The sequence below is a fragment of the Litoreibacter halocynthiae genome (assembly GCF_004365635.1).
In the GTDB taxonomy this organism is placed as follows: Bacteria; Pseudomonadota; Alphaproteobacteria; order Rhodobacterales; family Rhodobacteraceae; genus Litoreibacter; species Litoreibacter halocynthiae.
The window spans coordinates 568,371-581,007 of sequence record NZ_SOBH01000001.1; the positions used below are offsets into that span (position 1 = coordinate 568,371).

The window sequence follows — 12,637 nt, forward strand, 5'->3', positions numbered from 1 at the left end:
CCGAGAGAATTTTCATGACATCAGACTATGCCATTATCGGAGGCGGGATTGTCGGCCTGTCAACGGCCTGGGGCTTGCTCAAGCGCGGGTTGCGGGTCACCGTTCTGGACGGCGACGATGGATCGTTCCGTGCCAGTCGGGGCAATTTCGGTCTGGTCTGGGTGCAAGGCAAGGGCATGGGCGCGCCGGGTTATGCCAGATGGTCGCAACGTTCAGCGGCCGCATGGTCAGACTTTGCAGCAGAGCTGTCAGATGCAACTGGGTTTGACCTCGGCCTTGAACAACGCGGCGGGTATGATTTCCATTTCTCTGAACAGAGCCTCGAGGACATGGTCGCTAAGTATGAAAGGCTGAAAGCCGAACTTGGTGGCGATTATCCTTACGAGGTGCTTGGCCACAACGCGCTTCGGCGCGAAGAACCGGCCATCGGCCCCAAAGTGGCAGGCGCGATCCTGCACCATCAGGACGGTCACGCAAATCCGCTGAAGCTGTTGCGTGCGTTGTCCGATGATGTGCGTCGGCTGGGCGGGGTCATTCTGAATGGCAAACAGGTGACGGATGTCACCAAGACTGATCTTTTCAACATTACCTGCGCCGACGGAACCGAAATACGCGCGCGGAAAACCGTGTTGTCCGCCGGACTGGGTGCCATGTCGCTTGGACCAAAATTGGGGTTCAAAGCGCCAATCAGGCCGCAACGCGGGCAGGTATTGATTACAGAGAAGATGCCAAAGCTCATCAACCGCCCCTCGCTGATTGCGCGTCAGGTCGACGAAGGCGGCATCCAGATTGGGGCGACCAATGAGGAGGTCGGACTGGACGATGGCGTAACCCAGCCGGGTCTGTCTGGTCTGGCCGCAGAAGCCATTGAAGCCTTTCCTGCCTTGGCCAAGGCACAACTTGTGCGCAGTTGGGGCGCGCTGCGGATATTATCGCCCGATGGCTTGCCGATTTATCAACAAAGCACCGAAATGCCCGGTGCCTATCTTGTGACTTGTCACAGCGGCATCACGCTTGCGGCTGCCCATGCCCTTTTCCTGCCGCACTGGTTGGAAGCAGCGGACGAAGCCCCGGATTTGGAGATGTTCAGTGAAGCCCGATTCTAGTTTCCGCGAGTTAACCCCCGCGCCGGATGCGGCTCTGGTCGACGTTCGTTTTGGCACACAGGATTTGCGTCTGCCCACCGGGGAGAACCTTGCAGCAGCTCTTTTGGTCGCTGGCATCATGCCGTTTCGTCAAACACCGGTTTCAGGCGCACCACGAGGGCCGTTTTGCATGATGGGCGCTTGCTTTGACTGTTTGGTGGAAATCGACGGCGTGACGCAGCAGGCCTGCATGCTGGCCGTGACAGCGGGTATGGAAATCAAAATGCCATCCGCAAAAGGGGACCGCAATGCGTGAAGCCGATCTGATCATTGTCGGTGCTGGCCCTGCAGGGATGTCCGCTGCCCGACGCGCGGCAGATTGCGGCCTTACGGTCTTGATACTCGACGAACAGCCTGCCGCGGGCGGGCAAATATACCGTGACGTGGAGCGTGTCAGCGCCCTGCGCGGTAATATCCTCGGCAAGGACTTTACCGATGGGCAAAAACTGACGCAGCGCCTTGACCACGAGAACATCACCCACCTGAAAGGGGCCGTCGTCTGGCAGATCGAAGACGGATCACAGGTGTCCTACACGCAAGCGGGTATCGGGGCGGTTGCCTGTGCCAAACGTATTTTGCTCGCCACCGGCGCGCTGGAGCGGCCGATGCCTTTGCCCGGATGGACCTTGCCGGGCGTCATGACTGCAGGCGCGGCGCAAATCCTTCTCAAACAATCTGGTGTTGCCTGCGAGCGTGCTGTGTTGGTCGGGTCCGGACCGCTGCTTTACCTGATCGCATCGCAAATGGTGCGGGCTGGTGTTCCGCCGCTCGCGCTGGTCGAAACCCAGACGCGTCAGGATTTTATTGGATCCCTCCGGCATCTTGGCGGTGCGTTGCGTGGTTGGCGTTATCTTCTCAAGGGGCAAAAGATGCTTTGGGATTTGCGCCGTGGGAGGATTCCGCGCTACGCGGCTGCGACTGATATCGCCATCGAGGGTGATCAGTTTGCGCAGGCTGTAACCTTCAGCAGTGGTGGCAAGACGCAGCGCATCGCCTGCGATACTGTTTTGCTGCATCACGGCGTTGTGCCGAATACGCAAACGGCACGATCCGTCGACGTTCGCCATCACTGGGACAATCTCCAAGCCTGTTTCGTGCCGGACTGCGACGATTGGGGGCGCACGGACGTTCCCAGAGTTTTCATCGCCGGTGACGGAGCCGGAATTGGAGGAGCAAAGGCTGCAGCCTTTGCAGGCGAAATTGCAGCACTGGCAATCGCGCACGAGCTTGAGACACTCACTCAATCGGAGCGCGATACAGCAGCGCAACCGCTCAGGGCGGGACTGAGCAAAGAGCGCGCCGCGCGCGCCTTTATCGACACCGCCTATCCCGCTTATGCGGGTGCGCTTTCCCCGCAAGATACGACCATCATCTGCCGCTGCGAAGAGGTGACCGCCGGTGACATCAGGCGTTCAGCTGATCTGGGATGCCTCGGGCCAAACCAGACCAAAGCCTTCGGGCGGGCGGGGATGGGTCCGTGTCAAGGGCGCTACTGTGGACTTACAGTGACGCAGATATTGTCCGACGCGCACGGAACTGCCCCTGACATCACCGGCCACTACCGTATTCGCCCGCCAATCAAACCTGTGACATTGGGTGAAATTGCCGCAATGGCGGCATCGGAAACAAGCGAGGATTTACATGGTTGAACGTATTGATACCGCGCAGCGCATGAGCAAAGTCGTTAAGCATAACGGCGTTGCCTACCTATGCGGACAGGTCGGTGAGGGCGCGACTGTAACGGAGCAAACGAAAGACTGCTTGTCGCGCGTTGAGGCATTGCTGGTGAAGGCGGGATCATCGCCCGACCGCATCTTGCAGGCAATTATCTGGCTGTCGGACATGGCAGATTTCGATGAGATGAACGCAGTGTGGGACGCATGGGTGCCAGCCGGAAACGCACCGGCCCGCGCCTGCGGAGAGGCCCGCCTTGCGCGGGATACATTGAAGGTCGAGATTATCGTCACGGCCGCGTACGGCGAATGACCTGTCCAGACGGTCATCAATGAAACTTGTCAAAGCTAGTGTAATTGACGGACGTGCGCCGAACGAAAGTGAATTCACAAGTTGGGCTTTCGGCGGCCCAGACTTTCACTGCAACCGCAAAGTCAGGTGGTGGGTAAACCTACCCAACGCAGACGAAGAGTGAACGCGCTACAGTTGCGCCGGTGTCTGCATTCTTTGACGCGATCATGGCTCTTCGGATGGGTACCTAGTTTACGCTGGCCTCGTCATAGGTTTCGCGGGCGGCATCGATCCTGGACAGGTTTTCCAGTGCCCAATAGCCCAAGGCACTCACCGGCTCTCTGAATGACTGACCCATTTTAGTGAGGTTGTATTCGACTTTCGGCGGGATTGTTGGGTGATAGGTTCGGTTAACAAGACCGTCGCGTTCTAACTCTTTCAAGGTCAGGCTAAGCATCCGTTGCGAGATACCAAGATTGCGCTTGAGCTCATTGAACCGCAGCGTCCCGTATTCGGCCAAAGAGATCACGACAAGTACGCTCCACCGGTCGCCAACACGCGACAGCACACCAATGGAAGGCTTTGATCCCGATACCGTAGACACGATCCTTGGTTTGAAAGAGCGCGGTCAACGGTCGGTTGTGTTGATGCCTTTGGGCTATCGCGCCGAGACTGGCGACTGGTTGCTTCCAATGGAAAAAGTCCGCAAATCCCGCGACAGAATCGTCACGGAGGTCAACTGATTTGGGTATTCTACGCAAACTGTTCCGCGCGACACCGACACCCACAACCGACGGCGCATTCAGCCCTTCACCATTAGCGATAAAGTTGGGAACGTCGCCCACCACGGATTACGACGGTGGGGCTTATGCCGAACCTTATACGGGTGACAGAAACCGTGTGCTAATGATCTGCACCGAAGAACGCGATATGATGATGGCCAACGGCAAAAAGTTCTAGACGGGCAACCATCCCGTCGAGATGGGCCTGCCTATGTTTCACCTTATGAACGCGGGGTTTGAAATTGATATTGTAACGCCCACCGGCGCACCTGTCGCGATCGAGGAATGGGCAATGCCTGCGTATGATGCAGACGTGAAAGGGCTATTTCGCGATTACGCAGATGCCTTTGCAAACCCCGGCAGTCTCGCAGATTTTGTTGCGAACACGATGGACGATACGGTGTCTTATGCTGCTGTTTTTATTCCCGGAGGCCATGGTGCTATGCTCGGGCTGCCAGACAATACTGATGTTGGCGAAGTGCTGCATTGGGCCGATAGGAATGACTTGTTCACTCTCGCGCTATGCCATGGACCTGCTGCGCTTTTGGCTGCAAAGAATGATGAGGGTTTTCTATATGCGGGCTACAAAATGACTGTGTTCCCGGATTCAGTGGACAAACAAACCCCAATGATCGGGTATTTGCCCGGGCCGATGCCATGGTGGGTTTGCGAGAAATTGACCGGCTTCGGCGCACAGATCATAAACACCAAAGCGGATAGTTCATGTCACGTCGACCGCCGCCTGATTACGGGTGCCAGCCCAAAGGCGGCCAATGGTTTTGGTCGGCTATCGGCGACCACTTTGCTGGAAGCTGCAAAGTCGTAACACCTGCCTGCAACGCATATTTCGAACGGAAAAAACCATGACGGATCAAAACACACCACTTCGTATCGACATCGTTTCCGATGTGATGTGCCCTTGGTGCGTCATCGGCTACCGCCAACTTGCCATTGCTTTGGAATCGAGAGGCGTGGATCATGAAATCCATTGGCATCCGTTCGAGCTTAACCCAAACATGCCCGCAACGGGCCAGGATATGCGAGAGCATCTGGTTGAAAAATACGGAACGACGCGGGAACAATCAGATGCGAACCAGGCGAATATGTCGGCGCGCGGTGAAGAGCTTGGTTTTGCATTCCGATTTGAAGACGGATTTCGGATGCACAACACATTCAAAACGCATCAGTTGCTGCATTGGGCGAAAACACAAGACCGTATGCACGACCTGAAACAGGCCCTTTTTGCGGCGCATTTCACCGATGGGCGCAACCTGTCTGATGACGCGGTGTTGGTTGATATCGCCGCTGAGATTGGTTTGGATCCGGCAGAGGCCGCTGCTGTGCTTGTCGATCAACGGTTTGCAGCCAAAGTTCGCCAAGAACAGGCGTTCTGGGCACAACAAGGCATCAGCGGTGTTCCGGCGATGGTCTTTGATCGCCAGCATTTGGTGACTGGTGCGCAGGGCGTTGACAACTATCAAAATATACTTGGTCAGCTGCAAGATATGCGCGCCTGACCTTGCGCAATGTCCGCGTCTAGAGACGTTTGTTTTGGGGTGGAATATTTTCGGGCGTAACGACATGAATAGGAGACATCGTGTTGCAAAGCGGAACGAGCGTGAGCTTGTGATGATGCAAGAAGGCTTGGAACACGTTCTGTAGATCCACGCGAAGGTCATGGTGCAGTACAAAACTGAGACGGCCATCTTCGATTAACCGTCTGTTGTCGTGATCCAGATCGTGGGCCACATAAACATCAGGCAGTGACCCGTTCTGTTCGAGGGCATTCAAAATCGCCGAATTGCCGCCGCCCATCGAATACACGGCACGTATCTGGTCCAGACCTGCGACAATACTCTGCGTGATGCGCGATGTTTCAAAATACACGCCGCTGCCGCCACTTGCATCTATGATGCGCAGGTTTGGACACAGTCGTGTCAGAGTCGCCTTGAACGCCACTTCTCGCTCTTCCTCCCCCAAGAACCGATCATTGCTTCTTGAGGTCAGGACTGTTCCTTCACTGTCGCCGACTGTTTTCGCAATCAGATAGGCCGCCGTGCGCCCTGCGCTTTGATTATCAAGGCCGACATAGGCAAGGCGCTTCGTCGTGGTCAGGTCAGTAACCAACGTGACCACAGGAATGCCTGATGCGATCAATTGATCCACTGCCGCTCTGATCATCGGCAGATCACGCGCTTTGATGCACACGCCATGGCTGCCACGTTTGGCGATGCGCGACAAAGCCGCGGTGACATCGTCTTCGTTCATAACCTCTTGCGCTTGGAACCTTGGACGGCACACGGCGCTCCCAATACGTGGTAACGCCTGTTCTGCGGCTTGCTGTACTTCACGGCTAAAGCGCGTTGGCGCTTCGATCACAAAATCAAAAAACAGACGTCGCCCGCGGGCGGCCAATTGTGCCTCTTGTCCTTCAAGTTCTGAAATGGCTGCAGCAACACGTGCCTTGGTTTGCGGGCTGACATTCGCGCGATTGTTTAGCGCACGGTCAATTGTCGCGGTGCTGAGTCCCGACTGTCTGGCAACTTCTTTAATTGGAAACCGATGTGTCATTTGATGTGTTTCTGATGTTTTTTGCAGAACCAATCAAGGCTCGTTTCTGCATAATGAGCGCGACAGAGGGAGAAATTTAATGAAGCACGAGATCGAAACTGATGCAGGGTTTTTTGATAGTGCGGCATGTGATCTGAACGCATTCACTGCGCTCATCGATCAAACTGCGGACGCGTCAACGGTTCCGAACGCCGACGACATCCAAAAGAATGTCCCGATTTATGACATGTCCAGATTGCGTCCATCGCTTGAGGACAAAGAACGGCGTCGGACAATTATGGCCGAATGGGCGCGCGTCCTTCAGGCGGGCGCGGGTGTTCTGGTTCTGCGCGAGGCTTACGCCGACACTGTCGTCCTGGACGAGGCCACTGCGATCTACGAGCAGATCATTGCATCAGAAAAACTGGCAAGCGGCGGCGGAGGTGACCATTTCGCGGCGTCGGGGTCCAATGACAGGATATGGAATTCTTTGCAAAAGCTGTGCGAAGAGGCTCCGGATGTATTTTTACGATATTTCGCTAATACATCTATCACTACGGCGTGCGAGGCATGGCTTGGTCCGAATTATCAGATGACAGCCCAGATCAATCTGGTTCATCCCGGCGGTGCGGCGCAGCAAGCCCACAGAGACTATCACCTCGGCTTTCAAACGGCCGAGATTAGTGCGGAATATCCTGCGCATGTTCACGACCTTTCACCTGCTTTGACGTTGCAAGGTGCCGTCGCACATTGTGACATGCCGGTTGAAAGTGGCCCGACAAAGCTCTTGCCGTTCTCGCAACTTTACCGCGCAGGTTATGCCGCGTGGCGACGGGACGATTTTAGGGCGCTGTTTGAGGAGCGTTACATTCAATTGCCGCTGGCGAAAGGGGATGCTTTATTTTTCAACCCTGCGCTCTTTCATGCAGCCGGCGCAAATACGAGCAGTGATGTTCACCGGATGGCCAACTTGTTGCAGGTGTCGTCTGCGTTCGGGCGTGCCATGGAAACGGTAGACCGCGATAAGATGTGCAAATTGCTGTATCCCCATGCGCTGGCCGCACACCAGAACAGTACATTGGGCGTTTTAGCCCTAGAGGCTGCAATTGCTGCGACTGCGGAAGGATATTCATTCCCGACCAATTTGGACCGCGATCCCCCCAAAGACGGGCTTGCACCTGAAACCCAACAAGCGCTGTTCTCGCGTTCCATTGTTAAGGGGTTGAGTGCAAAGGAGTTTGTAGAAAATCTAGATAAAATGCGGGCCAAACAACTTGCATAGCTTCAAGCTGGAGACGAGACCGCGCCGGGTGTGGCGCGGTCTTGGAAATGGCTACTTAAGCGCCGCGCAGAAGGTCTGGATGCGGGTGCAGGCCTCTTTGAGGTTCTCGTCCGAGGTCGCGTAGCTGACGCGGAAGTTGGGACTTAGGCCGAAGGCCGCGCCGAAGACGACTGCGACGCCGTGTTCTTCCAGCAGGGCGGTGGCGAAGGTTTCGTCATCCTCGATTTTGGTGCCTGCGGCGGTGGTCTTGCCGATGCATTCCGCGATGGAGGGGTAGACGTAGAACGCGCCCTCCGGCGTCGGGCAGGTGATGCCTTCGGCGGCGTTCAGCATTTCGACGACCATGTTGCGGCGGCGCACGAAGGTCTCGTTGTTGGGGGCAAGGAAGTCCTGCGTGCCGTTCAGCGCCTCGACCGCCGCCCACTGGCTGATGGAGCAGGGGTTGGAGGTGGATTGCGACTGCACCTTGCGCATAGCCCCGATCAGCTTTTCGGGGCCAGCGGCATAGCCGATGCGCCAGCCGGTCATGGCGTAGGCTTTGGAGACCCCGTTGACCGTCAGCGTGCGGTCGTAGAGGGCGGGCTCCACCTGCGCGGGGGTGCAGAACTTGAAGTCGTCATAGGCGAGGTGTTCATACATGTCGTCGGACATGACCCAGACATGGGGGTGGCGCATGAGCACATCGGTCAGCTCTTTCAGCTCGTCCCACGAATAGCCCGCGCCGGTGGGGTTCGACGGCGAGTTGAAGATCAGCCATTTGGTCTTGTCGGTGATCGCGGCCTCAAGCTGGTCGGCGGTCAGCTTGAAATTGGTCTGAAGGGACGCTTCGGCGATCACGGGGGTGCCGCCCGCCAGCAGCACCATGTCGGGATAGCTGACCCAATAGGGGGCGGGGATCACGACCTCGTCGCCCTCGTTCAGGGTCGCCATCAGCGCGTTGTAGAGGATCTGCTTGCCGCCAGTGCCGACCGAAACCTGGGCGGGGGTATAGTCCAGCCCGTTGTCGCGCTTGAACTTGGCGCAGATCGCCTCTTTCAGCTCGGGGATGCCGTCGGGGGCGGTGTATTTTGTCTTGCCGTCGGCGATGGCCTGCACGGCGGCGTCCTTGATGTTCTGGGGCGTGTCGAAATCCGGCTCGCCCGCGCCAAGGCCGATCACGTCCTTGCCTGCGCGTTTCAGCTCTGCGGCTTTCTGGGTCACGGCAATGGTCGGTGACGGTTTTACGCGGGAAAGAGTCTCGGAAAGGAAGGACATGTGACGCCTCGTCAGGTTGAACAATGGACAAGAGGGTCTTACGGATAGGCCCGAACGCAATCAAGCGATAACGCCCTTGCAAGGAGCCGGAAATGGACGACCAAGACACCTATTTCAGCAACGATAACGCCACATTCGGGGATCGGGTCGCAGCCGCGCGCGACGCGCAGGGGCTGACGCAGGAAGATTTTGCCAAGAAGTTGGGTGTGAAGCTGAAGACGGTCCGCGGCTGGGAAGACGACGTGGACGAACCGCGCGCGAACCGTTTGTCGATGATGGCGGGGATGATGAATGTCTCCATGCGCTGGCTGTTGACCGGCGAGGGGGACGGTCTGGACGCGCCTGTGGGTGAGGTGGAATTGTCGGGTGACGTCAAGGATGTGCTTTTGGAAATGCGCCGGACCAAGGCGGAATTCGCGCGGCTGGCGGATCATCTGGGGCGGCTGGAGAAGCGTCTGGGCACCCTGTTGCGGACGCCGGAATGAAGGAGCTTGGTCCCGAAGGCGAGCCGCGTGAGACGAAGCTGCGGCGGCTGAAGCTTCGGTCCATGCGGCGCGGCATCAAGGAGATGGATTTGATCCTTGGCGGCTTTGCTACGCATGGGCTTGACGGGCTGTCGGATGCCGATCTGGCGCTTTATGACGAGATGCTGAGCGAGAGCGACCACGACATGTACCAATGGGCCTCGGGGCAGGCAGCAGCACCGGAGCGGTTCGCAGGGCTGATTGAGCAAGCGGTTAAGGGATCGAAGATCTTTTAGCGAAGATTTTCCCGCATTTAACCGTTTATTGGTGATTCTCCGACTATTCCGGCTATGCGAGCACCCGCAGTCGGAGAACAAAATATGAGTATGCACAACCCCGTCGCCAGCCCACAGGCTCGCATGTTTATGACCGGATATCTGGAAAGCCTTGCCTTGGTAGAGCGGTTACACAGGCTTCTGCTGGACGTGATCAAGGACGAGTTTGAGCGGTTGGGTGTCCTCGACATCAATTCGGTCCAAGCGCTGCTTCTGTTTAACATCGGCGAGAACGAAGTGACCGCAGGCGAGTTGAAATCGCGCGGCTACTACCAGGGATCGAACGTGTCCTACAACCTCAAGAAGCTGGTGGAGATGGGCTATATGCACCATCAGCGCTGCGAGATTGACCGGCGTTCGGTGCGCGTGCGCCTGACCGAAAAGGGCCGCGAGGTGCGCCAGCATGTGACCGATCTGTTCGAACGGCACGCGATTGGTCTGGAAGAAAACGGCATCCTCGGCAATGACGGGATTGATACCATCAATCATTCGCTGCACCGGATGGAGCGGTATTGGTCAGATCAGATCAGATATATCTATTGAGATGAAATCAACGGGATTTCGCAGCATCGCGGCGTGCCTCGATCTCGGCGAGGCGGGCGCGCGCGCGACGCGATTGCCAGACGGACAGTGCGACAAGGCCGATCAGGATCACGATGGTGATGGCATAGGCGGACAGCACGGTGTCGGCGTATTTTCCAAGATCGGGCATGATGCGTCCTTTAGAGGGCTGCGGTTAGCTAAGGCGCTCGCGCGCGATCAAGGCGCCCGCGCGGCGGATACGGATTTCGGTGCGGGTGCGCAGCAAGACCAGCGCAAGGAACAAAAGCACGAATCCGGCGATTGAAACGAGCAGCGGCAGGTAGAAGACGTCGGCGACGTTTTCCTCCTTATCCAGCGACAGGGACGCGCCTTGGTGCAAGCCTTGGTTCCAGAAATTGACCGCGTAGCGTGACAGCAGCGCGAAAACGGAGCCGACGAGGCACAGGACCGAGGTGAGGTCGGCGGCGGTGTCGGGATTCTCGATCGCGGCCCAAAGCGCCATGTAGCCAAGGTAGAACAGGAACAAGATCAGGAACGACGTCAGGCGCGGGTCCCATGCCCAATAGGTACCCCACATCGGTTGGCCCCAGATCGCACCGGTGATCAATGCGATAAGTGTCATGGTCAGGCCAATCGGTGCCGCAGCCTTGGCGGCAAGGGCGGAGACATGGTGGCGACGGATCAGCCAGATCAGCGAGGTGACCAGCATCATCAGCCACGCGTTGATTGCCATCAGCGCGCTGGGCACATGCAAATAGATGATCTTGACGGTGGAGCCTTGGCGGTAGTCGTCCGGGGTAAAGAAGAACCCCCAGATCAGGCCAATGACCAGACACAGCAAAGACAACACAGCCACCGTTGGCAATAGCTTGCCAGATGTCTGCATGAAGCGGGTCGGATTTGCGTATTCCCAGATCGACATGGGCTACTGTTATGGGATGCTTTCGCGCGGGGCAATGGGATTTGCGGCGGGCCAAATGTCACATTCGCGCGTGTTCTAGCGCAGGTTCATCCGAAGGGCGGCGGCGGAGGCGAAGGGCAGCAACGCCGCACAGCCCGCAGTGATAGCCGCAAGCAGGAGCAGGGCGGTGGTGGCGGGCAAGCCCTCGGCCCCGCGGCGCACGGCCTCGGCGCCGAAAATCAGCGTCGGCATATAGAGCGGTAGCACCAGCAAAGAGACCAGCAACCCGCCGCGTTTCAGGCCTACGGTCAGCGCCGCGCCGAAGGTGCCGAGCATGGAAAGGGCGGGGGTGCCGATAGCGAGAGAGGCCACCAACCAGAGGGTTGCGCCGCTTGGCATGCTGAGCAAAACGCCAAGGAATGGGGCGGCGATAGTCAATGGTAGTCCGGTGGTCAGCCAGTGGGACAACGCCTTGAGTGTTGCAGCGGCCTCCAGCGGCAGGGGTGCTGTGGCGAGCAGGTCGAGCGTTCCATCCTCGTAGTCAAGCTGGAAGATGCGGTCGAGCGACAGCAGGCAGGACAACAGCGCGCCAACCCACAGGATGCCGGGGGCGATGCGGGACAGGATGTCGGAGTTTGGCCCGACGCCGAAGGGCACCAGCACCACGAGGATCAGGAAAAAGGCGAGGCCAAGGCCGAAGCCACCGCCCGCGCGGATGGCGAGTCTCAGGTCGCGGCGGAGGAGGGCGATCATAGGAACGCCTCGTCCAGAAAGGGATCATCAGAAGGGGTGTCTTGCAGGATTGCGCGGTAAGGCGAGAGGTCGAGCGTGCGCGCGGAGGGCAAGCCGAGGTCGATATGGGTGGCCAAGATGGCGGAACCACCCTGTGCCAGATGCGCGGTGATGGCGGCGGCGAAGCGGGCGACGTTTTCAGTGTCGAGCGAGACCGTGGGTTCATCCAGCGCCCAGATTGAGCGTCTTGTGAGCATCAGGCGCGACAGTGACAGGCGACGTTTTTGACCGGCGGAGAGATCTTGGGCGCGGCGCGTGAGCAGGCTTTCCAGATCGAAGGTTTCAACGGCGGGGGTTATATTGTGGGTGCCGAAGATATCGGCCCAGAATTGCAGATTTTCTTCGACACTTAGTTGCGCCTTTAACCCGTCCGCATGGGCGGCGTAGGCGACATCCTCGATCGAGAAATTGAGCACGCCAGAAACGGGTGGTGTCAGGCCCGCCAAACAGCGCAGCAGTGTAGTCTTGCCCGCACCATTGGGCGCACGTAAGATCAGCGCCTCACCCGCTGCGACTTCGAAAGTTACGCCAGTGAGCACTGTTACCTCGCCACGTCGGCAGGCCAGATTTTCGACACCAAAATTCATCGAAACACGCCTAGCGCATCGGTTGCGTGGCGAAAAC

At 57.8% G+C, this 12,637-nt stretch carries 18 protein-coding genes and 1 pseudogene; 12 read left to right on the forward strand and 7 right to left on the reverse strand.

Annotated elements, in window-relative coordinates; genetic code table 11:
- The first annotated feature begins 14 nt into the window (after positions 1 to 14).
- The 4 genes from BDE40_RS02890 to BDE40_RS02905 are packed head-to-tail and all read left to right on the forward strand — an operon-like array spanning position 15 to position 3,131.
- Positions 15 to 1,106, forward strand: coding sequence for an NAD(P)/FAD-dependent oxidoreductase (locus BDE40_RS02890; RefSeq protein WP_134012658.1), 1,092 nt, complete (start codon positions 15 to 17; stop codon positions 1,104 to 1,106).
- Positions 1,090 to 1,401, forward strand: coding sequence for a (2Fe-2S)-binding protein (locus tag BDE40_RS02895; RefSeq protein WP_246030338.1), 312 nt, complete (start codon positions 1,090 to 1,092; stop codon positions 1,399 to 1,401). The genes BDE40_RS02890 and BDE40_RS02895 overlap by 17 nt, the downstream gene beginning before the upstream one ends.
- A complete protein-coding gene (locus BDE40_RS02900) occupies positions 1,394 to 2,794 on the forward strand; it encodes an NAD(P)/FAD-dependent oxidoreductase (protein ID WP_134012662.1) in 1,401 nt (466 codons plus the stop codon). The genes BDE40_RS02895 and BDE40_RS02900 overlap by 8 nt, the downstream gene beginning before the upstream one ends.
- The gene (locus BDE40_RS02905; protein WP_134012664.1) at positions 2,787 to 3,131 is read left to right on the forward strand and encodes a RidA family protein; all 345 of its coding nucleotides are present in this window, start codon (positions 2,787 to 2,789) and stop codon (positions 3,129 to 3,131) included. Before BDE40_RS02900 ends, BDE40_RS02905 begins: the two co-directional genes overlap by 8 nt.
- Before the next feature lie 226 nt (positions 3,132 to 3,357).
- On the opposite strand, the gene BDE40_RS02910 is transcribed toward BDE40_RS02905, so the two are convergent.
- Positions 3,358 to 3,714, reverse strand: coding sequence for a winged helix-turn-helix transcriptional regulator (locus BDE40_RS02910; RefSeq protein WP_425462385.1), 357 nt, complete (start codon positions 3,712 to 3,714; stop codon positions 3,358 to 3,360).
- On the opposite strand from BDE40_RS02910, the pseudogene BDE40_RS02915 reads away from it, so the two are divergent.
- The 4 genes and pseudogenes from BDE40_RS02915 to BDE40_RS02925 all read left to right on the forward strand — a co-directional run.
- Positions 3,671 to 3,853, forward strand: a pseudogene (locus tag BDE40_RS02915) (NAD(P)H-dependent oxidoreductase); the annotation flags it as partial. The gene BDE40_RS02910 and the pseudogene BDE40_RS02915 sit on opposite strands and share 44 nt — an antisense overlap.
- Position 3,854: 1 nt before the next feature.
- Entirely contained in the window at positions 3,855 to 4,070 is a 216-nt protein-coding gene (locus BDE40_RS18325; RefSeq protein WP_246030339.1) for a type 1 glutamine amidotransferase family protein, read from the forward strand.
- 33 nt (positions 4,071 to 4,103) lie between these two features.
- A complete protein-coding gene (locus BDE40_RS02920; protein WP_246030340.1) occupies positions 4,104 to 4,718 on the forward strand; it encodes a DJ-1/PfpI family protein in 615 nt (204 codons plus the stop codon).
- A 37-nt stretch (positions 4,719 to 4,755) separates the two neighbouring features.
- Positions 4,756 to 5,409, forward strand: a complete 654-nt coding sequence (locus BDE40_RS02925) for a DsbA family oxidoreductase (protein ID WP_134013746.1) — start codon at positions 4,756 to 4,758, stop codon at positions 5,407 to 5,409.
- Between the two features lie 19 nt (positions 5,410 to 5,428).
- On the opposite strand, the gene BDE40_RS02930 is transcribed toward BDE40_RS02925, so the two are convergent.
- Positions 5,429 to 6,463 (reverse strand): LacI family DNA-binding transcriptional regulator, encoded by a 1,035-nt coding sequence (locus tag BDE40_RS02930; protein ID WP_134013747.1) that lies wholly within the window; start codon positions 6,461 to 6,463, stop codon positions 5,429 to 5,431.
- A gap of 79 nt (positions 6,464 to 6,542) precedes the next feature.
- On the opposite strand from BDE40_RS02930, the gene BDE40_RS02935 reads away from it, so the two are divergent.
- Positions 6,543 to 7,724 carry a phytanoyl-CoA dioxygenase family protein gene (locus tag BDE40_RS02935; protein ID WP_134012668.1) on the forward strand — a complete coding sequence of 394 codons (1,182 nt, stop codon included), beginning with the start codon at positions 6,543 to 6,545 and terminating at the stop codon, positions 7,722 to 7,724.
- Between the two features lie 51 nt (positions 7,725 to 7,775).
- On the opposite strand, the gene BDE40_RS02940 is transcribed toward BDE40_RS02935, so the two are convergent.
- Positions 7,776 to 8,978 (reverse strand): pyridoxal phosphate-dependent aminotransferase, encoded by a 1,203-nt coding sequence (locus BDE40_RS02940; protein WP_134012670.1) that lies wholly within the window; start codon positions 8,976 to 8,978, stop codon positions 7,776 to 7,778.
- 92 nt (positions 8,979 to 9,070) lie between these two features.
- On the opposite strand from BDE40_RS02940, the gene BDE40_RS02945 reads away from it, so the two are divergent.
- The 3 genes from BDE40_RS02945 to BDE40_RS02955 all read left to right on the forward strand — a co-directional run bounded on the left by BDE40_RS02945 (position 9,071) and on the right by BDE40_RS02955 (position 10,320).
- A complete protein-coding gene (locus tag BDE40_RS02945; RefSeq protein WP_134012672.1) occupies positions 9,071 to 9,463 on the forward strand; it encodes a helix-turn-helix domain-containing protein in 393 nt (130 codons plus the stop codon).
- Positions 9,460 to 9,738 (forward strand): succinate dehydrogenase assembly factor 2, encoded by a 279-nt coding sequence (locus BDE40_RS02950; RefSeq protein WP_134012674.1) that lies wholly within the window; start codon positions 9,460 to 9,462, stop codon positions 9,736 to 9,738. Before BDE40_RS02945 ends, BDE40_RS02950 begins: the two co-directional genes overlap by 4 nt.
- An 84-nt stretch (positions 9,739 to 9,822) precedes the next feature.
- Complete coding sequence (locus BDE40_RS02955; protein WP_073140641.1) at positions 9,823 to 10,320, forward strand: MarR family winged helix-turn-helix transcriptional regulator; 498 nt, start codon at positions 9,823 to 9,825, stop codon at positions 10,318 to 10,320.
- Positions 10,321 to 10,327: 7 nt separating this feature from the next.
- On the opposite strand, the gene ccmD is transcribed toward BDE40_RS02955, so the two are convergent.
- The 4 genes from ccmD to ccmA form a co-directional block, all read right to left on the reverse strand.
- Positions 10,328 to 10,489, reverse strand: a complete 162-nt coding sequence (gene ccmD, locus BDE40_RS02960) for a heme exporter protein CcmD (RefSeq protein WP_425462386.1) — start codon at positions 10,487 to 10,489, stop codon at positions 10,328 to 10,330.
- Between the two features lie 24 nt (positions 10,490 to 10,513).
- On the reverse strand, positions 10,514 to 11,242 hold the full coding sequence (locus BDE40_RS02965; RefSeq protein ID WP_134012678.1) for a heme ABC transporter permease: 729 nt from the start codon (positions 11,240 to 11,242) through the stop codon (positions 10,514 to 10,516).
- Positions 11,243 to 11,317: 75 nt separating this feature from the next.
- Positions 11,318 to 11,974, reverse strand: a complete 657-nt coding sequence (gene ccmB / locus BDE40_RS02970) for a heme exporter protein CcmB (protein ID WP_134012680.1) — start codon at positions 11,972 to 11,974, stop codon at positions 11,318 to 11,320.
- Positions 11,971 to 12,600 carry a heme ABC exporter ATP-binding protein CcmA gene (gene ccmA, locus BDE40_RS02975; RefSeq protein WP_134012682.1) on the reverse strand — a complete coding sequence of 210 codons (630 nt, stop codon included), beginning with the start codon at positions 12,598 to 12,600 and terminating at the stop codon, positions 11,971 to 11,973. Before ccmA ends, ccmB begins: the two co-directional genes overlap by 4 nt.
- Positions 12,601 to 12,637 lie beyond the last annotated feature (37 nt).